At 42.4% G+C, this 25,295-nt stretch carries 27 protein-coding genes; 19 read left to right on the top strand and 8 right to left on the bottom strand.

What is annotated here, in order from left to right:
- The first annotated feature begins 63 nt into the window (after nucleotides 1–63).
- The gene (locus tag ACOQOA_RS13815) at nucleotides 64–1,038 is read left to right on the top strand and encodes a DMT family transporter (RefSeq protein ID WP_420549202.1); all 975 of its coding nucleotides are present in this window, start codon (nucleotides 64–66) and stop codon (nucleotides 1,036–1,038) included.
- A gap of 17 nt (nucleotides 1,039–1,055) precedes the next feature.
- Here ACOQOA_RS13815 and ACOQOA_RS13810 read toward each other — a convergent pair whose 3' ends face one another.
- Nucleotides 1,056–1,286: a DUF1289 domain-containing protein gene (locus tag ACOQOA_RS13810; protein WP_420549201.1), complete on the bottom strand. Its 231-nt coding sequence runs from the start codon at nucleotides 1,284–1,286 to the stop codon at nucleotides 1,056–1,058.
- A gap of 203 nt (nucleotides 1,287–1,489) precedes the next feature.
- On the opposite strand from ACOQOA_RS13810, the gene ACOQOA_RS13805 reads away from it, so the two are divergent.
- The 3 genes from ACOQOA_RS13805 to ACOQOA_RS13795 all read left to right on the top strand — a co-directional run bounded on the left by ACOQOA_RS13805 (nucleotide 1,490) and on the right by ACOQOA_RS13795 (nucleotide 3,352).
- Complete coding sequence (locus ACOQOA_RS13805; protein ID WP_420549200.1) at nucleotides 1,490–1,816, top strand: ArsR/SmtB family transcription factor; 327 nt, start codon at nucleotides 1,490–1,492, stop codon at nucleotides 1,814–1,816.
- Between the two features lie 50 nt (nucleotides 1,817–1,866).
- Nucleotides 1,867–2,949: a permease gene (locus tag ACOQOA_RS13800; RefSeq protein WP_420549199.1), complete on the top strand. Its 1,083-nt coding sequence runs from the start codon at nucleotides 1,867–1,869 to the stop codon at nucleotides 2,947–2,949.
- Nucleotides 2,950–3,046: 97 nt separating this feature from the next.
- Nucleotides 3,047–3,352 (top strand): antibiotic biosynthesis monooxygenase family protein, encoded by a 306-nt coding sequence (locus ACOQOA_RS13795; protein ID WP_420549198.1) that lies wholly within the window; start codon nucleotides 3,047–3,049, stop codon nucleotides 3,350–3,352.
- Here the strand turns inward: ACOQOA_RS13795 and ACOQOA_RS13790 are convergent, their stop codons facing one another.
- Nucleotides 3,353–4,978, bottom strand: a complete 1,626-nt coding sequence (locus ACOQOA_RS13790; protein ID WP_420549197.1) for a Rieske (2Fe-2S) protein — start codon at nucleotides 4,976–4,978, stop codon at nucleotides 3,353–3,355.
- Between the two features lie 43 nt (nucleotides 4,979–5,021).
- The gene (locus tag ACOQOA_RS13785; RefSeq protein WP_420549196.1) at nucleotides 5,022–5,240 is read right to left on the bottom strand and encodes a hypothetical protein; all 219 of its coding nucleotides are present in this window, start codon (nucleotides 5,238–5,240) and stop codon (nucleotides 5,022–5,024) included.
- A gap of 117 nt (nucleotides 5,241–5,357) precedes the next feature.
- Here ACOQOA_RS13785 and ACOQOA_RS13780 point away from each other — a divergent pair, with 117 nt between their 5' ends.
- From ACOQOA_RS13780 to ACOQOA_RS13730, 11 genes are all read left to right on the top strand, one after another.
- On the top strand, nucleotides 5,358–6,008 hold the full coding sequence (locus ACOQOA_RS13780; RefSeq protein WP_420549195.1) for a helix-turn-helix transcriptional regulator: 651 nt from the start codon (nucleotides 5,358–5,360) through the stop codon (nucleotides 6,006–6,008).
- 136 nt (nucleotides 6,009–6,144) lie between these two features.
- On the top strand, nucleotides 6,145–6,600 hold the full coding sequence (locus tag ACOQOA_RS13775) for a hypothetical protein (protein ID WP_420549194.1): 456 nt from the start codon (nucleotides 6,145–6,147) through the stop codon (nucleotides 6,598–6,600).
- Nucleotides 6,601–6,625: 25 nt separating this feature from the next.
- The gene (locus ACOQOA_RS13770) at nucleotides 6,626–7,312 is read left to right on the top strand and encodes a hypothetical protein (RefSeq protein ID WP_420549193.1); all 687 of its coding nucleotides are present in this window, start codon (nucleotides 6,626–6,628) and stop codon (nucleotides 7,310–7,312) included.
- Between the two features lie 150 nt (nucleotides 7,313–7,462).
- Entirely contained in the window at nucleotides 7,463–8,149 is a 687-nt protein-coding gene (locus ACOQOA_RS13765; RefSeq protein ID WP_420549192.1) for a response regulator transcription factor, read from the top strand.
- Nucleotides 8,150–8,298: 149 nt separating this feature from the next.
- Nucleotides 8,299–8,982: a queuosine precursor transporter gene (locus ACOQOA_RS13760; RefSeq protein WP_420549191.1), complete on the top strand. Its 684-nt coding sequence runs from the start codon at nucleotides 8,299–8,301 to the stop codon at nucleotides 8,980–8,982.
- A 35-nt stretch (nucleotides 8,983–9,017) separates the two neighbouring features.
- The gene (gene queA / locus ACOQOA_RS13755) at nucleotides 9,018–10,085 is read left to right on the top strand and encodes a tRNA preQ1(34) S-adenosylmethionine ribosyltransferase-isomerase QueA (RefSeq protein WP_420549190.1); all 1,068 of its coding nucleotides are present in this window, start codon (nucleotides 9,018–9,020) and stop codon (nucleotides 10,083–10,085) included.
- A gap of 7 nt (nucleotides 10,086–10,092) precedes the next feature.
- A complete protein-coding gene (tgt, locus tag ACOQOA_RS13750) occupies nucleotides 10,093–11,229 on the top strand; it encodes a tRNA guanosine(34) transglycosylase Tgt (RefSeq protein ID WP_420549189.1) in 1,137 nt (378 codons plus the stop codon).
- A 125-nt stretch (nucleotides 11,230–11,354) separates the two neighbouring features.
- Nucleotides 11,355–12,305, top strand: a complete 951-nt coding sequence (locus ACOQOA_RS13745; protein WP_420549188.1) for a glycosyltransferase family A protein — start codon at nucleotides 11,355–11,357, stop codon at nucleotides 12,303–12,305.
- 15 nt (nucleotides 12,306–12,320) lie between these two features.
- Nucleotides 12,321–12,881 carry a PAS domain-containing protein gene (locus ACOQOA_RS13740; protein ID WP_420549187.1) on the top strand — a complete coding sequence of 187 codons (561 nt, stop codon included), beginning with the start codon at nucleotides 12,321–12,323 and terminating at the stop codon, nucleotides 12,879–12,881.
- 17 nt (nucleotides 12,882–12,898) lie between these two features.
- Nucleotides 12,899–14,035, top strand: a complete 1,137-nt coding sequence (gene queG / locus ACOQOA_RS13735; RefSeq protein WP_420549186.1) for a tRNA epoxyqueuosine(34) reductase QueG — start codon at nucleotides 12,899–12,901, stop codon at nucleotides 14,033–14,035.
- Between the two features lie 139 nt (nucleotides 14,036–14,174).
- Entirely contained in the window at nucleotides 14,175–15,863 is a 1,689-nt protein-coding gene (locus ACOQOA_RS13730) for a methyl-accepting chemotaxis protein (RefSeq protein WP_420549185.1), read from the top strand.
- Nucleotides 15,864–15,905: 42 nt separating this feature from the next.
- Here ACOQOA_RS13730 and ACOQOA_RS13725 read toward each other — a convergent pair whose 3' ends face one another.
- On the bottom strand, nucleotides 15,906–16,799 hold the full coding sequence (locus tag ACOQOA_RS13725; protein WP_420549184.1) for an alpha/beta fold hydrolase: 894 nt from the start codon (nucleotides 16,797–16,799) through the stop codon (nucleotides 15,906–15,908).
- Nucleotides 16,800–16,803: 4 nt separating this feature from the next.
- Complete coding sequence (gene choX / locus ACOQOA_RS13720; RefSeq protein ID WP_420549183.1) at nucleotides 16,804–17,757, bottom strand: choline ABC transporter substrate-binding protein; 954 nt, start codon at nucleotides 17,755–17,757, stop codon at nucleotides 16,804–16,806.
- A 120-nt stretch (nucleotides 17,758–17,877) separates the two neighbouring features.
- On the opposite strand from choX, the gene betI reads away from it, so the two are divergent.
- The gene (gene betI, locus ACOQOA_RS13715; protein ID WP_420549182.1) at nucleotides 17,878–18,525 is read left to right on the top strand and encodes a transcriptional regulator BetI; all 648 of its coding nucleotides are present in this window, start codon (nucleotides 17,878–17,880) and stop codon (nucleotides 18,523–18,525) included.
- Nucleotides 18,526–18,600: 75 nt separating this feature from the next.
- Here the strand turns inward: betI and rpmB are convergent, their stop codons facing one another.
- Complete coding sequence (rpmB, locus tag ACOQOA_RS13710) at nucleotides 18,601–18,891, bottom strand: 50S ribosomal protein L28 (protein ID WP_155153511.1); 291 nt, start codon at nucleotides 18,889–18,891, stop codon at nucleotides 18,601–18,603.
- 460 nt (nucleotides 18,892–19,351) lie between these two features.
- On the opposite strand from rpmB, the gene ACOQOA_RS13705 reads away from it, so the two are divergent.
- A complete protein-coding gene (locus ACOQOA_RS13705) occupies nucleotides 19,352–19,879 on the top strand; it encodes an acyloxyacyl hydrolase (protein WP_420549181.1) in 528 nt (175 codons plus the stop codon).
- Nucleotides 19,880–19,990: 111 nt separating this feature from the next.
- A complete protein-coding gene (locus ACOQOA_RS13700; RefSeq protein WP_420549180.1) occupies nucleotides 19,991–21,409 on the top strand; it encodes a hypothetical protein in 1,419 nt (472 codons plus the stop codon).
- Here ACOQOA_RS13700 and ACOQOA_RS13695 read toward each other — a convergent pair whose 3' ends face one another.
- Nucleotides 21,410–22,303: a hypothetical protein gene (locus ACOQOA_RS13695; protein WP_420549179.1), complete on the bottom strand. Its 894-nt coding sequence runs from the start codon at nucleotides 22,301–22,303 to the stop codon at nucleotides 21,410–21,412. It lies immediately after the preceding gene.
- A 125-nt stretch (nucleotides 22,304–22,428) separates the two neighbouring features.
- On the opposite strand from ACOQOA_RS13695, the gene ACOQOA_RS13690 reads away from it, so the two are divergent.
- Nucleotides 22,429–23,481, top strand: a complete 1,053-nt coding sequence (locus tag ACOQOA_RS13690) for a COX15/CtaA family protein (RefSeq protein WP_420549178.1) — start codon at nucleotides 22,429–22,431, stop codon at nucleotides 23,479–23,481.
- Nucleotides 23,482–23,502: 21 nt separating this feature from the next.
- On the opposite strand, the gene ACOQOA_RS13685 is transcribed toward ACOQOA_RS13690, so the two are convergent.
- A complete protein-coding gene (locus tag ACOQOA_RS13685; RefSeq protein ID WP_420549177.1) occupies nucleotides 23,503–25,206 on the bottom strand; it encodes a methyl-accepting chemotaxis protein in 1,704 nt (567 codons plus the stop codon).
- Nucleotides 25,207–25,295: the final 89 nt, after the last annotated feature.

The following is a 25,295-nucleotide window of genomic DNA, read 5'->3' as shown; positions in this document are numbered from 1 at the left end:
AAGGCACAGAAGCCTGTATGCTTTGAATAGTTACAAATAAAACTAACCTTCAAAGAAAGTATCATGACCGCGTCGGCTGCATCGCAGGTAAAGGCACCTGCTCATAATGAATCCAATACAGTAAAAGGCATTTACCTTGTAACTGTTTCTACTCTGCTATTTTCCTTAATGGATGGATTAATTAAGTGGACGGGTGAAAGCTATCCTGTCATGCAATTACTGTTTTTCAGAACCGTTTTTGCCATGATACCGATCAGCATTACCCTCTGGAAGGCTGGCGGGCTTCAACTTTTAAAAACCGAACAGCCTTTTAAACATTTCTTACGTGGTACCGTGGGAATGGGCGCGATGTTTTTTGTGTTCACATCCTTTATTAAGCTGCCCATGGCGGAAGTGGTTAGTATTACTTTTGCAGCACCGATTATTGTCTCAATCATGGCGGCTGTTTTCTTAAAAGAGCGTGTCGGAATCCATCGAGGCTTAGCCATTCTTGCAGGTTTTATAGGCGTCCTGATTATTATCCAGCCCGGGCCCGGCATATTGTCATCTGATACAATTTATCCAATCATGGCGGCAATCTTGATGGCAACGGCGATGCTTATCCTGCGCGTTTTAGGCAAAAAAGATCATGGATCCGTCATTGCCTTTTACTTCACGCTTTATGGGATAATTGTTTCGTCAATTGGGATTTCCGTCCAAGGCTGGATTATGCCAAGTGGCATTGATTGGATATTACTTATTTCTATTGGTGTCTTAGGTGGACTGGCCCAATATTTTGCAACCAGATCATTTGCGGTTGCCGAAGTGGCGGTTGTTTCCCCATTTAAATATACAGCCCTGATTTGGGCAGCAACCATGGCTTACTTAATTTGGGGTGAAGTACCGGGTTGGGAAGTATGGGCAGGTGCCTCTGTCATTGTCGCGAGTAGCCTCTATATTTTACATCGCGAGCTTTACTGGGCGAAACGTGATAAAGATGAAACCAGCCAACGCCAGAGCATTCGCAGGCGCCTGATTGCGTTTCTTGCGAGGAACTAAGCGACTATTTTCTGATTTTATGCAGAACGGCGACGGCGGCGGGGTTTTAAGTCAGACTCGCTCACTTTACCTCTAGCCATACGACGCTTTTTCAATTCTTGTAGAACAAGCAACCGATCATCATTGGAACTTTTACGCCAATTGCGAATTTCGTCACGTGTGCGTAAACAACCGCCACAGAGCTGGCTGTCATCTTCGATCTTGCAAACACCCGTACATGGAGACGGTATTTCCGGTAAGTTGCTCATTACAATCCATCCAGTTATTTTCTTATACATATAGGAAGTAGTTTGTCTAAATCTCTTTTGCAAGTTAGATTTCCGACCAGAGTTGACGCATATGCGCCGAATACTCAAATTCTTTTTAAATTCCGTATTTCGAGTAATTTCGAAATATTTATTGACTTGCAACTACTATTTCGATATTACTAGAAATAACAAAGGAACATGACATGCAAGAAACCGAGCAAATTGCAGAATGTCTAGATGCATTGGGAAACCCGACACGCCTTGATCTTTTTAGATTACTCGTTCGGGCAGGTGGTGAAGGTCGCACAGTCGGGCAAATTCAAGAAGCCCTTGCCATTCCGGCCTCAACACTTTCCCATCATTTGAAACTTCTGGAACTTGTTGGTCTTGTGTCGCGCGGGAAACAAGGCACGACCCACATGGTAAGTGCAAATATCCCAAAAATGGATGAACTTGTCCTGTTCCTTACAAAGGAATGTTGTGCGGATAGACCAGAAAGTGATCATAAAGGTCATTGGCATAAGGATTAGAGACCCCAGTCGGATCACCTAAGGATCGGGGATGATTGTGGAGAAGAAAAATGGCAAATAGTTGTTGCGCGCCAGACTCTGCAGGCACACCTGTTGAACCAAAACACGAAAACCCTTTCGTTAAAAAATTAAAAGATATGGATCGTGTTGTTATTGCCTTTATCCTGACATGGGTGACGATTGCGATTACGGTTCCTGATCAATCCTGGTCCAGTATTGAATTTGTCGGCAAAAGCCTTTGGGAAATTGCCCCGTATCTAGCCATATCAGTTGCCTTTGCAGCCTATATAAAAGCAACGGGTGCGGATAGTTTGATTGGCAATGCATTTCGTGCAAATGCGGGTAAAGCTGTGATGGTTGCCGCCATTGTGGGGGCTTTTTCTCCATTTTGTAGTTGTGGTGTCGTGCCTCTAATCGCTGCCTTGCTAGCTTCAGGTGTACCTATCGCGCCTGTCATGGCTTTTTGGTTGGCCTCGCCTGTCATTGATCCGGAAATGATGCTGGTGACTGCAGGTATATTGGGCCCTGAATTCGCGGCAGCCAAAACCGTTGCGGCGGTATCCCTTGGCCTTATGGGGGGATACAGCACGGCACTTATCCAAAAACTCGGTGGTTTTGCTGATCCATTACGAATTGAGGTCAATGCTGGTTGCGGGGCCGGCGCCATCACACGCACAGAAAAACCAGCTTGGGCATTCTGGAAAGAAGACAAACGACGTAATGACTTTTTTGCAGAAGGCAAAAGCACCAGCTGGTTCTTGTTCAAATGGCTGTCCATCGCCTTTATGTTAGAAGGTATTATGATTGCCAATGTGCCAATGGATATCATTGGTGAATGGTTAGCAAATACAGGTTCTTATGCCATCCCTATGGCAGCCATTATTGGCGCCCCAGCTTATTTAAATGGCTATGCCGCGATCCCGTTGGCAGACACATTAATGCAGTTAGGTCTTCAACCCGGTGCCGCATTAGCCTTTATGGTTGCAGGTGGGGCAACCTGTATTCCAGCCGCGGTTGCGGTAAAAGCCCTCACCAAAACACCTTTATTTCTGACCTTCATTGGCATCGCATTATTTGGTTCAATGATCATCGGATACGGTTTCAACATCTGGCTATCTTTCGGTTTTATTTAGAAAATAAAATAATTTGCGAACAATGACACCCTACTGACAAAATGCTGTCAGTAGGGTGTTGTTATATAGACCTCATTGATAATTTGAGGAAAACATTATGACTAACAAAGTATTTGAAATCGTTCGTTTTAAACTGGCTGAAGGTGTTCAAGAAAGTGATTTCATCAAAACAACTGAAGCCGTTACAGCTTATTTACAAAACTGCAAGGGGTTTATCACAAGATATCTTTCAAAAGCCGAGGATAATATTTGGCTGGAATATATTGAGTGGGACAATATGGAAAATGCAAAAGCGGCCTCCAAAGACTTTATGCAGCAAGAAAGCATTCAACCCTATCTACAGTCTCTGGACGCCGATTCTGTCCATATGTCCCATCAAAATCTACTTTTAAAAGTAGGTTAATTAATCTTCTGCATTCACAAGGGATAAAGCTTGTTTTGCATTTCGCAGAACATGCTTTCCCTTGACTTCGGATGCAAAAAACCTGTTCAACGCGGCCAAACCTTCCTCTGCCCATTCTGCATCTGGCTGCACAGATATTTCTTCCTGTAATGCTGACAATGTTTTCAGTAAATGACAGGAGACAATATAGTTAAACAAGCCATGATCATGTAAGGCTTCGAATTTCTCCCCGAAAAAAACTGGCGGATTTGGCACATGCCATTTTTTCACGTCCTGATTGGCATCCACATAAGATTTGTTGCGCCCAACGAAACTGGCCATCTGCAACAAGCCTTGCGGCCAATATTCTGGATATTCGCCACAAATCTTGCGCACCGCATTGGCAAAAGTAATACCATGAGTGAAGTCCAGCCAATTGATATTATGTGCCACAGGTAAATCATGGCGATGACCATAAGATGTATCAAAGCGGGTCATATTCCAGCAAATAGCTTTCATCAATGCGTTAAAAACAGGCATTGGATCGACAAGAGACAAGTCTAAACACTTTTTATAAGCGGCATTGTTAGACAGACCAATAAAGTCATCAATTTGCGCTAAGCCTTGCCCCTCACCTTTCTGCCATTGCATCAAGGTTGGGTGATATTGCTTAAATTCCGGGATTTCATCTTCACGCCAACTGTAAACAAGTTCGCGCACAAAACATAAAGTCACTTCGCGCTCAATATCTTTACCAAATCGGTCTATCAACGCTTTTGTTTTTTCCAGATAGATCGCAGAGTGACCAAAGGCACGGTAATGGGCAAATGTGGCTTGAGCCAGATAAGGCTCCAAGCTTGCAAAGTCCCACCCTGCTTCAAAGGCTGCATTCACCTGCGCAATTGCGATGTCTTCTTTTTCATTTTCAATGGCATCTAGCAACACCTGAACCTCAAAAGAAGTCGCCGCCTTGGCATAAGGGAATTTTTCCTCACGCATAGTATCCCATGCGAAATGCCCAACAGCCTCCATAATAGCCGCCAAGGCATATTCTGTGCGACCCGCGGCAAGATGACGGTCATACTGGCTCAACCAATCCACGGCCGAAGGATAGGCATGAGTCATACCATATTCATTATTTTCATATGTCCAAAGGATGGCATGTTTGACTGCTAAATCCATGCCCGCACCCGCCTTATCTAAACGTGCAATTTCCCGCCCCATACGGTCATATTCATGACGCGCGAAAGTGGATTTCAAATTTTCCAGCGCCTTTTCAATCTGTATGGCAGGATCAGGCGGCGTAATATCAACAACGATATCATTCCCGTTTACCGCTGCGGGATAGACACGTAACTCATCCCCCTCATACAGGTTTCCACCATCTTCCAGATCAAACTTCCAGTTATGCCAGCTGCAGGTAAGCACACAGCTGTTATCTGCCCCTTTATCACAGTTCGGATCAGCATCCACTTGCCCTTCGATCAGCGGATAACCTTCATGAGGACATCGATTGTTACAGGCATAGATTTTCTCCCCCCGCAAGAATAAGGCGATTTGCTTCCCTTGTTGCTTCACCAAAAGGCGGCCCTTTTCTTGAAGTTTCGTATATCCATCTTCAATACTGATTGTCATTGTATCTATCATTTGGGTCTCCTCCCCAATCTATCCAAAAATCATCTTTTCTTTATTAAATCACAACAGAAAGAAACTTACTCAACGTCGACAAGATGATCCATGCAACCATCAAAACAAGATAACATAAGAAGAATTTAGAGTATTTAAAAACAGCAGGCTTCCCAAAACTCAACAGGTCCTTCGATAGGTCCTGATCTAACCGCCATGGCTGCACATTGGTTTGATAACATTCAACATTTCCCACTTTTAGACTGACGATCGGCTTTGCCATTTTGAACCTCTTTTCTTGCGCCTCCAAATCCATCTTTTTATTAAGTAAAGTTTTTTCTTTATAAAGTCATAACATAGAAGATTTGATTTACGCAAGAAAAAGCTTTAGAAAGTATGTATGAGCAAATTATCCACCTCCCAAAAAGCCCAGCGCAGCAAAAGAAGAATTCAGGACATTCTAAAGCAGAATGGCCCGCAGGATGCTGCATATCTAGCCGCTGAACTTGGTGTCACCGCCATGGCTGTACGCCAGCATCTATATGATTTATCTGATGAAAAACTGGTTACCTATGAAGAAGTACCTAGGCCCAAAGGGCGCCCTGCCAAATTGTGGCGCCTGACAGAGGAAGCCAATCGCCTATTCCCCGATGCCCATGCAGATCTTTCCCTCAGCCTTCTCGACAATATGAAAGCCATTTTTGGGGAAGAAGGTTTAAACCAGATCATTGCCAAACGTAGCGAAGAACAATTTGAGAGCTATAAAAGGGGCATGGAAGGCATTACATCGCTTGAAAAACGACTAGATGCTTTTGCCAAACTTCGTAGTGACGAAGGTTACATGGCTGCTATCCATCAAGATGAAGATAGTAATGACTATTTTTTCGTCGAAAACCACTGTCCAATCTGTGCGGCGGCCTCACAATGTAGCAATCTTTGTGCAAACGAATTCGACGTTATTCAAAAACTATTTCCCAACTGCAATATCAGTCGCGAGGAACATATCTTGAATAAATCACATCGCTGCGCCTATCGCTTAACCCTAAAATAATTACTGTAAATAACTGAAATTCAAACTAATTCGACAAAAATCGAAATTATAATTACATAAAGTAGAAAATTTTGAATTCATAGGTTGTGAAATCTATTATTTATTTTACTCCACTTAAATAAAAAGGAGTAAACACATGTCACACATTGATGTGAGTATCGTCAACACAGTAGAAGAGTGGTTACAGTGTCAGCAACTAAGAGCTGTGGCCTTCCTCCCTACTGAGCCATATGATGAAGAATTTGATGGTAAAGAGTTTGAAATGGTTATTCACCTTCTTGCAAAAAACGCAGGAGTGCCCGTCGCCTGCATGCGACTACGCCTCGTTTCAATTGAAAATGGCGGCTCCATACATTGGGGGCGCCTAGCAACTTTACCAACTTCTTCCAAAGATAGATTATCCGCTTTAAATGCTATCCTAGATTTCGCAGAGCAGTATTGTAAAACCATTGGGTTTAAAAAATATACTGCCGAAGTTGCTGACGATAGATTAATAAGATATATGGAGAAAAGAGGCTTTCACCGTTCAAGTGAGCCTCCGATCTGGTTTGGGAAACGCCCTTTCAAGCCAATCTATAAAGAGCTCGATTAATTATTAAATATTAAGGATCGGCCAATTGCTTACTTTGAATGAAGTAGTGGACTGTGAACATATTAATGATTTCAACACCCTAATGGACAAACATAATATCAAGTATGTTTGGCAAAAAGTTAGCGCTGACTATTTTCATATATACGATTATGTCGGTAGCAATTTCCTTGGAGATTACTTTGGTGAAGATGTTGACCTCATATGCCCTGTCGCGTGGGCGTACCGCAGTAAGCTTTGGCCGATTTTTACTCATGATCAAGCACGTAATGAAGCGCGCTTTAATTCTATAAATAACTCAGAGCAAGCTTACGAGGTATGGCATAAGCATGGTTTTGTGGATGGCATCTTATGCTTATCTGGTCGCCCAACGACCAACTCGTTCGCATTTTTCTCATCCAAAGAACATATAAGTAATCTAGATGAAGTTGAAATCGCATACTTTGCCGCAACACGAAAACTTGATAAATTACTAGAAGGCAATGCAGACCTGATTAAGATTGCGCGAAAATTTAAATTCCTCTCAGAAAAAGAAGTCGAGACCCTAAAACTTCAAATGACCCAACCCCACCTTTCAACTGCAGAACAAGCTGAAAGATTAGGTATTAGTCAAAGTACCCTCAAGATTCGCCAAGAAAGAATTACGAAAAAATTTGGCGTAAAGCGTTTTATTGGTGCCGCATTACTTGTAGAGCGAACTGGTTTTCTTGACTAAATAATAGATTAGTTGTGCATATTCTATACTTTCAATGCACTTATTATCTAACTGTGTAAAAGTGAGGTGTAAGAATAATTGATGCCAATTGTTTTAAAGCTAACTAAATGTCGTTAATAATAGTTTTTGACCAACGTTAGGGATAGATCATTGCTAACCATAGATGACATCTTGAATTGCGATAGCTTGGAAGGTTTTAACGAGCTCTTAGCTAGCTATGATATTCAATACGCTTGGCAAAGACACACGCCCGGTTTCGTTTATACTTATAGTCAGATACAAACACCTTTCTTTGACGAATATTATAGCAAAGAAATTGACTTAATCTGTCCTGCAGCATGGGCCTTTCGAAGTAGGCAATGGCCTATTTTCACTCATGAGCAAGCCAGAGCAGAACCACAATTCAATTCAATTAAAAACGCCGAAAAGGCATATGATATATGGTTAAAGCATGGCTTCGTCGATGCGATTGTATGCTTATCTGGTCGCCCTGATTGTGACTCTTCCGCCTTTTATTCAGCTTCTAGAAAAATTGAAAACCTAGATGATATAGAGATAACTTACTTTGCAGCTACGCGTAAGCTTGATCACTGGTTAAAAGACCGTGAGGACTTGTATTCAGTACCGAGAGAGTTCGAATTATTCTCCCCAAAAGAAGTTGAAACACTAAAACTTCAAATGCTGGAACCAGATCTTTCCAGTGCAGAGCTGGCAGAAAAATTAAACATCAGCCAAACCACATTGAAAAACAGGCAAAAACGAATAGCAAAAAAATTTGGCGTAAAACGTTTCTCTGCAGCTGTCCTCCTTTTAGAACGTACAGGCTTTCTAGATTAAGTCATAAAATTACCTTCCATTGACAACCACACCTCTTTTCCGATAGAAGACGCCCATTAACGGTAATTGGGGACAGGTCTATTTTGCCTGTTTCTTTCGAGGTTATAGAAGAACCTCGGCGTAATCGCCCAATACGAAAGGAAAATTAAATGTCTACTGAGGCAACAAAACCGTCTTTACGGTTTGTTTTGTCCCTGCTTATCCCTGTGATTTGCATGGGCGTGGTTATTTTAACCTCCAACGAACTTGTTCAACATCCTGTAATCTCCCTATTTGGTATGACCGAATTATTTGGCTTGCCATTGGCTGATATTTTAACATGGGGTGCCTTCACATACCCAATCGCCTTCTTGGTTACAGACACAACCAATCGTCTTTTTGGCCCTGAAAAAGCACGTAAAGTTGTGATTGTTGGTTTTGGTTTAGGTGTATTTTTATCTTTATCTGCAGCTTTCAGTATCGCGGCGGCAGTAGCTGCTGAAACCGGTACATCTTTGCTTGATGCTTTGTTTAACAATGATGATGCTTTTGGCATGTTACGCGTTTCTGTTGCATCCGGTTCTGCATTCTTGATTGCGCAACTATTGGACGTTGCTCTATTTGATAGACTACGTCAGGGCACATGGTGGAAAGCACCTGTTATCTCTTCATTTGTAAGTTCAATCATTGATACAGCCATTTTCTTCTCCCTTGCTTTCGCAGGCACAGGTTTACCATGGGAAACATGGGCACTTGGCGATTTCACAGCCAAATTAGTTATGATCGCTGTATTGCTTTACCCATTCCGTTTGCTGGTTTCTTTTTATCCAGCAAATATGCGTGAAGCCGCTTAATAAATCACCCTTATCTAGTTGTTAGGAAATCAGCCATGAAAGTGGAACTGTTTGATTTTGACCTGCCTCAGGAAAACATCGCGCAACAACCCGTCTTCCCACGGGATCATTCGCGCATGTTACTTTGCCTGAACAAGGAGCTAAATGATCAACAAGTCTTTAACTTGCCTGACTTCCTACAACCGGGCGATTTGATTGTTTGCAATGACACAAAGGTTATTCCAACACGCCTGTTCGGGAAACGCGGCGAAGCAGGCGTTGAGGTTACTTTACATAAGCAAGAAGCTTCTGACACTTGGTCGGCCTTTGCCCGTCCTGCCAAGAAGTTACGTGTAGATGATCTCTTTGTTGTTGCGGACGACTTTCAAGCCCAAGTCATTGAAAAGCGTGACGCAGGCGAAGTTTTACTACAGTTCAACAAAGCTGACGGCGATTTGGTGCTTGCGCTTTGGGATCATGGCATCATGCCATTGCCACCCTATATCAAACGCACAAAAGGTGGCGATGAAGGTGAAGAAGCCCAGGATCGTGAAAACTATCAAACCATGTTCGCCAAAGAAGAAGGGGCGGTTGCAGCCCCGACAGCCGGCCTGCATTTCACTGATGAGTTAAAAACAAAACTTGAAGCGAAAGGTGTTGGCTTCCAAGCCATTACCTTGCATGTTGGCGCAGGTACCTTCCTGCCAATCAAAGTGGATGATACCAAAGATCACAAAATGCATGCCGAATACGGTGTCATCACCGAAGAAGAAGCAACCCGCATTAACGACGTTAAGAAAAATGGTGGCCGTATCATCGCCATTGGCACAACCAGCCTACGCCTTTTGGAATCCGCTGTGGACGAAAATGGTGTGGTACAACCTTTCGCCGCTGAAACAGATATCTTCATTACGCCGGGATATCGCTTCAAAGCTGTTGATGTCCTGATGACTAATTTCCATTTACCGAAATCCACCTTGTTTATGCTGATCAGCGCATTTGCCGGACTGGATTTCATGCAAACGGCCTATAAACATGCCATTGATGATGGCTATCGTTTTTATTCATACGGAGATTGTTGCCTATTAGAACGTGACGATACCGTAGAAGCAATAGAAGAGTAATCCCAAGATGACCGAATTTTCTTTTGAATTAAAAACCACAGACGGCCAAGCCCGTCGCGGCGAAGTTAAAACTGCCCATGGTAATATTCAAACCCCCGCGTTTATGCCAGTTGGTACTGCAGCAACCGTAAAAGCAATGTTCCCTGAATCTGTGGCCGCAACTGGTGCAGAAATCTGCCTTGGCAATACATACCACCTTATGCTTCGTCCAACAGCTGAACGTATCGCAGAGCTTGGCGGTTTGCATAAATTCATGAATTGGGACAAACCTATCCTGACAGATTCAGGAGGGTATCAAGTGATGTCCCTCACTCAGCTTCGTAAACTGACCGAAGAAGGGGTTCGTTTCCGCTCCCATATTGATGGCAGTTACCATATGCTGACACCGGAACGTTCTATCGAAATTCAACATCTGTTGGGCGCGACCATTACAATGGCTTTTGATGAATGTACGCCTTTCCCATGTGAAAAAGAAGAAGCCCGTAAATCCATGGAGCTTTCCATGCGTTGGGCAGAACGCAGCCGTAATGCTTTCGTTCAACGTGAAGGTTACGGTCAATTTGGTATCGTTCAAGGTTCTGTTCATGAAGACTTGCGTATGCGTTCCGTGGAAGTTCTAAACGATATGGATTTTGAGGGGTATGCAGTTGGCGGTCTTGCCGTTGGCGAAGGTCAGGAATTAATGTTCTCTACCCTCGATTTCACCACACCAGCCATGCGTGCTGATAAACCACGTTATTTAATGGGGGTTGGCAAACCAACTGATCTAGTAGGTGCAGTTGCACGTGGCATTGATATGTTCGATTGCGTTTTACCAACACGTTCCGGCCGTAATGGACAAGCTTTTACACGCCGTGGTACGGTAAATATGCGTAATGCCCGTCATGCTGATGACCCACGTCCATTAGATGAAGAATGCCCATGCCCTGCATGTACAAATTACAGTCGCGCATATCTTCATCACTTAACCAAAGCCGGGGAAATTCTTGGTCTTATGTTAGTAAGCTGGCACAATATTCAATATTATCAAACATTAATGCAAGGCATGCGTGATGCCATTGAGGCTGGCACTTTTGAAGATTTCCAAGCCGCCTTTAACGAAGAATACCATGGGGGAGATATCGCCCCTTACACCAAAAGTTAACATTTCCTAAGCCCTGCTAATAAAACTTGCGGGGCTTTCCTTTTGACAAAAGAAACTTTTTATTCTTTTACTGTTCATGTATATCATTTGCCGAATTCTATGGCGTGGGTAGGGGACCAAATTCAGTGGCAGCTCATATTGACTATGTGGTTACATGTTTTAATAAGGCTAATTATATAAAACATGTCTTGGAAAGTATCGTTAATCAACAAGGTGAATTTGTTAAAAGAATCATCATAGTTGATGATGGATCGACAGATAACAGTATCGAGATCATCAAACAATTCCAACAAACCTGCCCAATTCCTATGACCTTGATAGAACAAGAAAATGCGGGACCTGCGCGTGCTCAAAATCGTGGCTTAAAGGAGACTGAGGCCCCTTACGTAAAACTGCTAGACGGTGATGACATTTTAGCACCATATGCGACAGCCCACCTCTTTACAGCTCTAGAACAACATCCTGACTGCATATTGTCATTTGGCGCACCAACAGAACAGGATACCTATGAGATTACAGCTGACGACAATATACACTTACCTATATCTGCAGATGTATCTGAAATGGAACCTGTAGAAGTTATCCATGATCCATTAATGGATTCTTTGCGTTCAGCCAGAACAACTCCTAGTGCACTGCTAACCAAGAAAGAGGTAATTGAGAAAACGGGCGGTTCCAATCCCGATGTTTTCATTCAAGATTACTCCTTTGAATTGGCAGCCGCCTATCTTGGGAAATTTGCCAAAATTTCTACACCTGTCTTTTATGCTCCAAGCGAGCTGGGTGAACGTATGTCAGGTAATGAAGCACAAACTTTACATGACGTGAATATGGCGATTGCTTACTTTGTGGATCAGCACCCAAATCTTGGAAAACACTACAAAAACTATGCACTTTATCGATGTACTTCGCGTGCAGCGAAATGGGCTAAACGACATCAAGCTTCAAAGTTATCTTTACGATTAACTCTCATGAAATTCCTTGCAAAACTGCCATTATATACCGCATGTTTCAAGAAGCTAAGTTTCAGTTGCGAAGCCTTCAAACATAGTCATCCTATACGTGTTCCGAAATAAGGAGCGACTTTCACGGTGCCTGCATCACATATTCCAGCTTCCATTGAGACGATCCTATCTCATAAAGCTTGTGGCCCATTGATACGTCATTGGTTAAAACAATCTGATACTAATAAACCACCATCTAAATCACAACTGGACCCGCTGGAATTCTGGTCAGCTTTGCCTGATATTTCGATACATATTTATGTGCCAGATCTAGACGACTACAAAATGTATTTAGCTGGCGACCATATTAGTGGTTTGGATGCGTTAGATAAAAAGGGCATTACTTTACGCGATAGTTATCAGCACCATTCCCCTCATATCGCTGACGTCATCATTAAAAAATGGAATGAGGCTCGATCAACCCAAAAATGCCTGATTACCTTTCGTGAAATAGAACAAGCAGGACAAGAAAAATCTTCTCTTCGATGCATCCTGCCACTCACAGAACCAGAAGCTATTTTATGTTTTACCATTTATGGCTATGATGCGGAACATGCACATAAAACGTTACATCGAAACCGGGATGATTATCGTAATGAAAGTTACAGCAAAGAAGAACTTATGCATCTGATTAAATTATCAGAATGACATAATTATTTGATCAGATGATTGAAACAACAGAAATTAAGAAACAAATCATTGAGAAGGCGAAATCCATTGGTTTTGATTCCATTGGATTTGCCCCTGTATCTATACCTGATCGAAATAAAAAACGTCTTCATGAATTTCTGGATGAAAAGTCTTATGGTACGATGGAATGGATGGCAGGCCGTGTTGAACATCGTGAAAGCCCAGAAGGTCTTTGGCCAGAGGTAAAATCCGTGATCGTTCTGGGATTAAACTATGGGCCATCTTTGGATCCCATGATCAAAAACCTGTTTCATGAACGTGCAAATATTTCCGTTTATGCACAAAATAAAGACTATCACGATCTGGTAAAAAAACGCTTAAAACAGCTGGCCCGATGGATCGTTGAACAGAACTTTACAGCTCAATCTGATACCGATGTCAAAGTGTTTGTTGATACCGCACCCGTGTTGGAAAAAGCTGTCGCCGCTCAATCCACATTGGGTTGGCAAGGAAAACACACCAATATTGTGTCCCGTGATTATGGTAGCTGGCTTTTTTTAGGTGAAGTATTCACAACAATAGAATTACCAGCTGATGAACCGGAAAAAGATCATTGTGGCTCTTGTATGGATTGTCAGGTTGCTTGCCCAACCAACGCTTTTCCTGCCCCTTATAAATTGGACGCAAAACGTTGTATTTCTTATCTCACCATTGAACATCAGGGCATGATCGATGAAGAGTTTCGCAAACCTATGGGCAATAGGATTTATGGATGCGATGATTGTCTGGCTGCTTGCCCCTGGAACAAATTTGCGACACGTACAAAAGAGACAGATTTCTGGCCGCGCCCGGAACTGAAAGGCCCGCGTCTAATTGATTTCCTTGATATGGATGATGCATCTTTCAGAAAGTTCTTTACTGCAAGCCCTGTAAAACGCATTGGTCGTGAACGCTTTCTTCGCAATGTTTTAATAGCACTAGGCAATAGCGGAAATCCAACCTTCGTACCTAAAATTGAAAAATTGCTAGAAGACCCATCTCCAACGATACGGGGTTCTGCAGTTTGGGCGTTAAAATGCTTATATACTCAAACGGAATTCGCAGAGTTTCGCGCATCTTATATTCATCAAGAAAATGAAGAGATTGTTTTAAAAGAACTCGGTATAAAATAACTTTTATTCAATTCCCCAAGGCCGATAAGTCATAATAATTTCATGGACTTTTAAGGCTTTTTTTGCTTTATAATGTCGCTAAATAACAAATAACAATCATATAAAACATAAACTTCATAGGATTATGGGGAACCGGAAAATGATAAAAAACTTAAAAATGCGTGCAAAATTCGGGATTCTTCTCGTCCTGATGGTCTTTAGCTTAACCATTATTTCACTCTTAGGCTCTTCAACCATTTTTTCAGTTATGCTGGAAGACAGGAAAGATAAAATCAAATCTGTTGTTGATTCCGCAATCAACGTTGCTGAAGGTTATCAAAAGAAAATTGATGAAGGTATTCTTACTAAAGAGGAGGCCCTTAAACGATACTATGAAGTTGCCTCCGATATAAAATTTGATAACGGTGCAGGCTATCTATTTTCTTATGATGGAAAAGGTATCGCACAAATGCACGGCGCAGCCCCAAAACTTGTAGGCAAAGATATGTCACAAGTTAAGGATCAAAACGGATTATTTGTAATTCAGGAATTGCTGGCTGCATCAAAAGGTAAAAACAACGGCTTCTTTAGCTATGTCTGGGCAAAACCAGGCGAAGATAAAGACGCTGCCTTTGAAAAAGTCTCCTATGCGGCGCCATTACCATGGGGCCATCATATTGGCACGGGTCTTTATGTTGATGATCTTGAGGCCGCTGCTCTTTCAATCCTGTTTGAATTTGTCGGCGTAGCTGTTATCAGCTTAATTGTTGTTTTAATTATCGGATATCTAATTAGCCGTGACTTCGCGAACACCTTGCTAGGTTTACGTGAAAACATGTTGGCGATTGGCAACAAAGACTATAGCCAAGAAATCACTGGAATTGGCCGCAGGGACGAATTGGGAGAAATGGCAGATTCAGTTGTCGGTTTCCGTGACCAGGCAAAGCATAACGATGAACTGCGTAGTCGACAGGATCAAATAGAAAAAGAGAATACAGAACGTCGTCGCCAAGACACCTTAGCCATGGCTGACAGCTTAGAAAACCGTATCCGTAATGTCGTTGAGAGTGTCAATAAATCAGTTTCCCAACTTCAAGGCACGTCTGAACGTATGGCATCCAACGCCACTCAAACCACCGATGAAGCTGGAGAAGTATCCCGCGTCACAGCAGAAGCAAGTACAAATGTGGAGACGGTTTCTGCCGCAAGTACAGAGCTATCCTCTTCTATTCAGGAAATTTCCCGTCAGGTAGCACAAGTATCAGCTTCCTTACGCGATGGCGTAGAACAGGTTGAAGAAGCCAATCGTGAAGTATCTGGCCTTTCCGAAGCGGCACAATCTATCGGGGACGTCGTGAACCTGATTCATGATATCGCAGAACAAACAAACTTGCTGGCCCTCAACGCTACTATTGAAGCGGCGCGTGCAGGTGAAGCAGGTAAAGGTTTTGCGGTCGTAGCGAATGAAGTGAAAAACTTAGCCAGCCAAACATCTAGCGCGACAGGTCAAATTGAAGATCAGGTTAAAGCTATTCAAGGTCAAACTGTGGCCAGTGCCGAAAACATCAATGCTGTAACTCAAATGATCAATACAATTGATGAGATGGCAAGCGGCATTGCCTCCGCGGTAGAAGAACAAAATGCGGCAACAGGTGAAATTGCGATGAATGTTGAAAATACAGCCACCGCAACACGTAATGTAAGTGAGCGTATTGAGTTAGTTGCAAATGCAGCAGAACAAACCAGCGCGCTGTCTCAAGAACTTCACACTGTTGCTCAAGACTTAGAAAATGAAAGTAACGAAATGAAGCGTGAAGTCGATAACTTCTTGTCAGAGCTGCGCAGTTAAATAACCCGAAATATTAGCCCGGATAGAAAATCCGGGCTTTTTCTATTTAGAATAAACCTCTGCAAGCCAATTAAACACCTTCCCCCCTAGTTCTTCGCTTAAGTAATGCCCATGCATTGTTAGTAGTTCTAATCGGGCCTGAGATATTAATCTCTTCGTATTCACTGCATGTGAATGATGGATGCAAGTATCTTCCACTCCATGTAATATCAAGGTTGGAACATATATCTCTTCTAGTAGTTTCTGCCGATCAGTTGTGCCATAGATAGCTTTAGCCTGTCTAAATATTCCCCCCGGGTTGTACCCGCGTTTTACAAGTTTCTGAGTTTCATTTAAAAGCTTCTTTGTATCAAAGAACGCATTCCCAAGAAAATATTGGCTACTCTTAAATAAGCGATAGGTATACGTTTCAATATCATGCCCAGCATTGTGCATGGTTTCATTCATCACACTTTCAGCTTCCTTAGTCGCTCCTAAAGGCAATGTCCCACCACTACTACATAGGGATGCCAAAGCTTCAACTCTCTCTTTATGTTGAGCTGCTACAATTTGCGCAATCATGCCGCCCATAGAAAAGCCTATACAGCCGAATTTGCGAATGGATAATTGATCAGCCAAATCTATGATATCATCAGCCATATCAAATAGATCATATTCCATCCCTCGCATTTCACTTAACTGCCAATCAAAATTTTTCGCAGTCTCTTCATGAACAGGACCATATCTAGCTGATTTCCCTGCGTCGCGATTATCTAGCAATACTAATCTATATTGTTTTGATAAGGCCTGAATGAAACCAACAGGCCATTCCACAAGCTGCATACCCAAGCCAACGATTAAAATCAGAACCGGAGAAGCAGATTGTCCCATTTCCACATAACATATCTGCTTCCCGTTTATGATTTCATTTTTTTCTTCTGAAGGTGTGAATAACATCCGACTATAAGCCTAATGATTTCTTCACAGAGGTTAATCCATCTGCACCATCCTTTGTTTTTACATTCTTAAGCCAACCATCCAAAAGATTGGCATTCTCTTTTATTAGCAAAACACCAGCTTCTTCCGGGCTCATACCCTCGTCCAGAATATATCCCATCCCTTTACTTTCCATTGAAACATTAAAGGTCAATTGGCTCAGGAGTTTTGATACATTGGGGCATTCATCGGCATAAGTTTCACGCACTTGCGTATAAACAGAAGCACCACCAAAATCTGGGCCATAATGGTCATCACCCCCCGTTAGATATTCAATCTCAAATCGTGTATTCATGGGATGAGGTGCCCAGCCGACAAACGCAATCCATTTATCTCGACGGATAGATCGATCGACTTGTGCTAACATGCCCTGTTCTGAGCTTTCAATGACTTCCCAATCCGTAATTCCAAACTGCGCGTCATTAATAACATCGAACATTAGTTCATTTGAACCCGCCTCTAAACCATAAAGCTTCCTATCGAATTTATCAGCATGTGCTTTCAGATCACTAAAGTCTGTGACGCCTGCCTCATAAACGAATTTCGGCACGGCAAAAGTAAATTTCGCACCGTCCAAATTTTTGTGAATTGTTTTGATTTTCCCGGTATTTTTGTAGGTTGCAAAATATGTTTCCATGGCTGGATCCCAGTAACCTAAGAATACATCCAGATCCCGATTCACCATCGCTTCATATATAACTGGAATACCAAGTACCTTGGTTTCTGTGTCATATCCTAGCCCCTTTAATATGACTGAAGCTGTTCCAGTAGTCAGAGCCAAATCTGTCCATCCTGGTTCTGCCATGCGTACAAGGTCACATGAATTTTGGCTATCAGCAGCGACACTTGGCACAGCCCAAACTGACGCGACAGCAAGTAACGGCGCAATTATTTTCTTGATATATTTTTGCTGATTCATTTTCGTCCTCCCTGAACGATCAAAATATAAACTTACCATTTGGTAAGTAAATATATTTATTGTTCAGTATTGCTTAATGAGTCAACAAAAATTATTCTGCCATAAGAAAGGGGCTTATCGATGGGTCGAAAAAATATTGCAAAAATTCGCCGTTCGGAATTGGCGATTACGGCATATCAAACTCTCACAAAATATGGTATTCAGGGAACTACATTGCATAGGGTCGCTGAGGAAGCTGGCATATCCAAAGCAGGGATTCTTCATTATTATAAAAATAAAGATGAACTATTGGAGGCTGCTATGCGAGAGGCGAATTCAGTCGTCAGGAAAGAAGTCGTCTGCCTGTTCAATGTAGCCCAAAATCCATGGGAAAGAATATACGCGGTCGTACAAGCAAACTTTTCCCATACATCCTTCAGGCCCGAAGTAGCACATAGTTGGATCAACCTCTGCGCAGAAGTTCCATTCAACATGCAATTTCAACGAATCCAAGCAGTTATTTATCGCAGAATGCATTCAAACTTATATTCTGCATTAGAACACATTACGACTGTTGAAGATGCGAAACAAATAACAATGACCTTAACGACTGCGATAGATGGGTTATGGCTTCGCTGTGGCCTGCAACTGGGTGGGATTGATCGACAAACAGCACTCACTGAAATTGAGTTTCTATTAAATGCGATATTACCTCAATCATCTGATCGACTCTTAGCGCGCGATAAGATGATCGAAGCTGCAAACATGTTGCAAAATTTAAAGGCGTAGCAAAATTAAGATAAAAAAAAGACCCGATCAAATTGATCGGGCCAAGAAATGCTTCAGCAAATATGCTTTATCTAATTAAGATGCAGCAGCTGCTTTTTTCTGAATGCGACGTTTGATCTTTTGCGCTTCAGCTGGAAGTTTGCGGTTTGGTGTGCCTAACAAGAAAGCATCCAAGCCACCTTTAACTTCGATTGTGCGTAATGCACGTGTAGACAAGCGCAAGCGAACATCTTCGCCTAAAACTTCGCTCATCAAACGTGTTGTCTGCAAGTTTGGCAGAAAACGACGACGAGTCTTGTTAATAGCGTGAGAAACGTTGTTACCGCTCATCACGGTTTTGCCGGTGATCATACAACGACGAGCCATGGGATTAATCCTTTACATAGCAATTAGCGTCTTTTGACGCCTTTTCTTACTTGATAACCAAACAGACTTGTATAACTACGAATCAGTATGGCACGAAAGCTTGGAATGTCCGTATAAATATAGGATAAACAAAGCACCTCAATAAGATAAAATCATATAAAAGGCGCGCTCTTTTACGCCTGAAAGACAGATTGGTCAATACCCTAAGCCCCCACAAGCATCCTTAAACCTATGTTACATGCGCCTCTCAGTAATTTTCCTTATCAATTTCAGAGCGTTGCATTCTTGTCACGATATCTAGTCAAATATAGTTTTCTTGAAATTAACATGAATAAATACTTTGCCATCCCCCAATATTTGAGTATACCTAACCTAGATTAATGAGAATTTTGCAAACAAATTTATATGTACACACATTTGTTTGTTTATTTTAAAAGACAGTGGATCAAGTGAGGTAGCCGTGCTGAGGTTATTGGGGAAGATTGCTGCAGGGGCAGCATTAATTTTTGGAATGAGTTCTGTTGCATCTGCACAGGAACATGATTCTTCGTATTTACGTGTTGGTGTTGGTTACTATGATGCCTTAAACGGTGACGACGAAGATCAAACAGTAACAGGCCATGCTGAATTAATTTCCGGTAGTGAAATTTTTCACCTAAACCCATTCTTAGGTGTTATGGGAACTGGTGAAGGTGCTGGTTATGTTTATGCAGGCGTTCGTTACGACTGGTATGTGACAGACAACATCATTATCGCTCCTTCTTTTGCACCAGGCATTTATGCAGATGGCAATGGTAAGGATTTAGGTCATTCTATCGAATTCCGTTCTGCGATCGAAGTTGCTTATGAATTTGACAACAACGCGCGTATTGGGGCGTCTCTATACCACTTATCAAATGCAGGTATCGGTGACAGCAACCCAGGTACAGAAGTTGTAACACTTCATTACTCCCACCCAATCGGTCAAGTTTTGAATGTGTTTGACTAGATCCTAGTCTTAGACCTTTTTAAAAACCCCGCATGACTAGTGCGGGGTTTTTTATTGGGATTTTATCCAAATCACTTTAACCTTTAGCCTTCAACTCGATGGGTGAAAGATATGAGCCAAGCTGTTTCCATTCAATCCTGTTTGCAAAATGGTAATATCATGGGAGCCTTGAAACACGCAGAAATGTGGATCATTCAAGAAAGTGATAATGCTGAGGCCTGGTTTTGGCGTGGCACAGTCCAAGCTGCAGGAAGATTAGAAGATGAAGCCATTAAATCATGGCAAAAATCCATCGAACTTATGCCTGATCATAGAGGTGCAAGTCACAATCTGACTATCGCCTTGATGAAGTCCGGACAACTAGAAAAAGCAAAAGAACATCTTTTAGAAACAAAAAAACTGTTACCACAAGACGGACAAGTTCAAACTTGGCTTGGTCATGTCTTATCAGGATTAAACGAGAAAAATGACGCGTTAGATGCCTATCGAAAAGCAATACTGCTTTCAGGACGTGACCCACAGATTTTAAAACTAGCCGCGATGTGTGCCCGTGACTTGGCGAAACCAGAAGTTGCCGTTGATCTTCTGGGGCAAGCACTTGAAATAACCCCAAACGACCCAGCGATTCGTTTTGAACATGGTTGTATGAATCTAGCTCTTGGTAATTATAAGGCTGGCTTTGCCGATTACGAAAGTCGGTGGGCACGTGAAACCATGGATATGCCGAACCTTCCCATGCCTCTTTGGCAAGGGGAAGACATCCAAGGGAAACATATTTTAATTCATGATGAACAAGGTATGGGAGATACGATTATGTTTTCTCGTTTCATCCCTCAGATACTTGAATTCGGATGTAGGATAACATTTTGGGTACGTCCACGCTTGGCCCGTCTGATAAGGTCCTTGCTTACAGATGCCACTTGCCAACAAATCAAGATAACAGATGCTGTGAACAAAACAGCTGATATACATTGCCCTCTTTTATCTTTACCACATTTCTTAAAGATCGATACAGAAGCCGAACTTCTTGGATCACAAGCGTATCTGTCTGCAGAAGAAAATATTCGACTACAATGGCAAGACACACTAAGAAATGCTGGCGAGAAAAAGAAAGTAGGTCTCATCTGGCAAGGGGATCCATCTTCACAGGCAGAAACCGGACGTTCCAAAAAGCTCGCTGACTATTTACCGCATCTTCGACCTGACAGTCATTACTTCCTATTACAATGCCTTCATGGAAGAGAAGAAATAGAGAGAGTAAAATTACCAGAAAATGTTACGGATCTAGGTATGAAGCTCGATCATGGAAATGATGCCTTTATTGATACAGCTGCAGTCATGGATCAACTTGATCTAGTAATTACAACAGATACAGGCCCAGCTCATCTCGCTGGTGCTTTGGGTGTTCGTACACATCTGATTTTGCAAAAAGCGCCAGAATGGCGATGGGGCTTCGATGGCAGTCATACCCCATGGTATCAAAATATGATTCTGTTTAGAGATAACGTGAAAGACACATTTAACTTTTAACTAAACTAAAAGACCCGTCTCGACCATCAACTCGCCGTTACGTTCAAAACTACTTGCAAAATTATCAAGCAAGGTTTTTCTCAAATCTTCTCGAACAAATAGCTTCAGGTTCCCGGAGATACTTTTGCCAAGATGATCATATTTAAATTCCTGATTGAAATGTAATTTTCCAGAAGAAGTAACATGGACAATACGTGATGTATATGGTGCCTTTTCAGTCATAACATCTTCCAAGAATGGCCCATGCGCATTCCATTCACGACAATCCAGCATCTTCATTTTTCGACTGCCATTTTGCACAAGTAAATTTAAACTACATTGTTCAAATAATAACCATTGATGTTGTTTACGTGTCATGGCGCCCCATAACATAGGCAATTCCATACCATTCAGAATCATAACACCAGAATTCAGATACGCACTTTCCATTGGACATCCCATCGCTGCGGCTAAATTCTTAAATGGCTCAATATCGGCATCATGGGATTTACCAAAATCGTAAAAACTTTGGAAGGTCATACCCCCGGCATCCTGACAAATAGAAATATCTGCGCCCGTTGCTTCCATTTCTTCCATAATCGAAGACATTGCTGGGCGGAAATCTTCAGCCAAAATCATATCACAATCCAGCCAAACAAAACCGTCGACCCCAAGAGGCGTTAAATAATCATATAACGAGGCTTTACGATACCAAGCATGATCGTATTCTCTGAGTTTTTCAGGTAAAGGTAATAGATACCCTTGCGCATCAAGATAACGAATTTGTGCATCTGTTAACCCGAAATCAGCAACATAGATTTTTTCATCGGGCATAAATTCATGCATAGATTCTAAAAAGATCAGCAGATTAGGAAAAACAAAATCATTTGCCCCTGTTACCAATGGCCACCGCATCCAATTACCCCTTTTATACGTATTTATTTTAGCAATAAGTATGCGGGGTCTTGGCAAATTCTGCAAGGTGACTATTCTCTCAGCCAATCAAATAAACATAACCTTCATTCCATGGATACGAAGATATGACCCAACAAGCTAAAACGGAACGCCATATTGGTTTATGGCTAGCTCTTTCAGCATTTATGGTTTTCATGATGATGATCATTGGTGCCATCACACGCCTTACTGAATCTGGTTTATCTATGGTTGAATGGCGTCCGTTTATTGGCTGGATTCCACCAATCGGTGTAGAAGAATGGACACGCGTGTTTGAGCTGTATAAACAAACCAGTGAATATCAACTTGCAAATTTTGGAATGAGCCTTGAAGAATTCCAGAATATCTTCTGGTGGGAATATATCCATCGCGTTTGGGGCCGTATGATTGGTATTGTATATAGTCTCCCATTTTTCTGGTTCTTGTTACGAGGTCAAATCCCTAAAGGTTACAAACGTCATTTTACCGCCTTACTCTTCCTTGGTGGTTTTCAAGGTGTGATCGGCTGGTGGATGGTTAAAAGCGGATTTGTTGATCGTACAGATGTAAGTCAATATCGATTAGCAACTCATCTTGGTGTCGCATTCTTAATCCTAGGCTACTTAATCTGGGTGATGCTTGATTTTTTAGCCCCAATTGAACAAGGCCGTAAAGCGGTACAACGAAGTTTTCGCCGCCTAGGTGCTATGGCCCATGCCGTTATTTTCTTTACCGCAATCAGTGGTGCGCTCGTCGCGGGCTTAGGAGCAGGTCGCGTGTTTAACGATTGGCCATTTATGGATGGTGATTTCTTCCCAAATGGGTATTTCTGGCGTGACCCGTGGTGGATCAATTTCTTTGAAACTGTACAATCTGTACAGTTTAACCATCGAAGCATGGCGTATCTCACTGCAATTGTTATTGTTTGGCTGTGGATCGCAGCCAAAAAACATGACCTTGCCCAGCGTGCAAAAACTGCCATAAACGCATTACTTGGCATGCTTATCCTTCAAATCGCACTTGGTATCTCTACCTTGCTACTCGCTGTACCAATGCATTTAGCTGTTACCCATCAAGCAGGAGCAGCAATTACATTCGCGCTGTCTATTTGGGTGATGAAAGAACTGCGTGGTCAGAACGCTTCCTATTTTGATAAATAGGAAGCTGCTCTTATAATGTATTTACCTAGGCTTGTATCCAATACGTAGATTACCCCATTGGCGCCCCTGCACCATAATTGGGGTTACCAAATCTTTCATAAGGACATAACTACCACCGCCCATATCACGCAGGTAACTTTGAACTAGATAGGGTTGTTTATTGGCACCAGCAGCGGCGCCAGTACGATCTGCAAAGATACGACGATTACGACAATTCCCTGCATTCCACACGGGATCATCTGGTTTTTGTGCCTTATTGTAAATCACATTATGAGTTGGCAGATACCCATTCATATCAACAGCTGCACAGAAGACAACCTTGTCGTCAAACTCTAAGACAGGCTCCTGTATCGTCGGCAACACCTTATCCACAAAAGAAATATATTTGGTCATATGTTGTTGAGGATCGGAGCCTTCTACAGGGATGTAGCTTGTATCAAACAATTCCTCGACACTGATTTCGCCCCGACGTATCCCCTCTTCAAATGCATTAGAAATTCGCCCTGCGGCTTCCGCATTTAAACTTATATAAGGCTGATCCATAACATTTTCAGATTGAATAAACCGTATCACTTTTGACTGATCTTCGGGCGCGATCTCACCGTAAACTTTCTCGTCTCTTAGCTCACCAAAGCTCATTGTTATACGCAAGCCCGGCATTAACTCTACCGTCACAGATTTATGGGCTAACATACTTGCGAAAGGCTCAAATACATATCCCCCTGTATCTGCAAGATTCTGCACATCAAATACGCCTATACCCTCAACACGTCCTCGCATGGAAAAAGGAATATGACTAAGCATATGATTTTCGGTTGTGTCATCTTCTTCTAAAGCAACAGCTAAACGCAGTTCCATTTGCACAACCTGATCGTGCACTTCTTTCGACTTACTATGTTGGTTATCGCACGTGGCCTCAACATTCGCCATTTCTGCAGATAGATTTTCAATGGCTTCCGTTACATTACTTGTACTCAAGGCCGCCCGTTGAGCATTTTGGCCAATTTCCTGAACGGCCTCTACCTGTTCACCAACTGTATGATTGACTTCACTTGTATATTCTTCCACTTCCTGAATAGCAGATGAAATATTCTGAATTGCATCAACAACCTGTTTGGTGACGGATTGAATCTCTGAAATCTGATCCGTGATATCTTTTGTCGCATCTGCGGTTTGGCTCGCTAGACTTTTCACTTCACCAGCTACAACTGCAAACCCTTTACCTGCATCACCAGCCCTTGCCGCTTCAATGGTTGCATTTAAAGCTAGTAGATTCGTTTGGCCGGCAATACCTGCAATCAACTTCACCACATCACCAATTTTATCTGATGCCGAAACGAGCCGCTCAATAACATCACCTGCTGCATGCGCATCATTTGCCGCCCCATGTGCGCGTTGTGCAGTTTTTTGAATTTGATCCCCAACAACACCAATTGAGACATTCATCTCTTCAGTAGCCGCAGCCATAGCTTCTACATTTTGCGTCGCTTCCACTGCGCCAGAACGCGCCGTTTCTGATAACGCCCTAACAGCATCAATTGCTTTGGAAACTTCTACAGAATAAGCTTCAGCTTCGGCACTTGCTTCTTGTACATGGTGTACGGTGCCCTCAAACTCACCCCGAATGGTATTTTTTAATGTTCCTAAATCTCTAAGAGCCGTAAAGGCAGCCCTTTCGGCCTGTTGCCTTTTATCAACAGTTTCAACCTGATTAGCTTCGGTCAATTCTTCATCTCCCTATTGAACCAAAACCACACTCCAACAAACTTTCCCTTGAATGGTTTTGGCTAGGCTTTTTTTATTATTTACGAAGA

The sequence above is a fragment of the Curvivirga sp. genome (genome assembly GCF_965219885.1).
Taxonomy (GTDB): Bacteria; Pseudomonadota; Alphaproteobacteria; order UBA8366; family Aestuariispiraceae; genus Curvivirga.
This window is presented reverse-complemented; position numbering and strand designations above follow the sequence as displayed.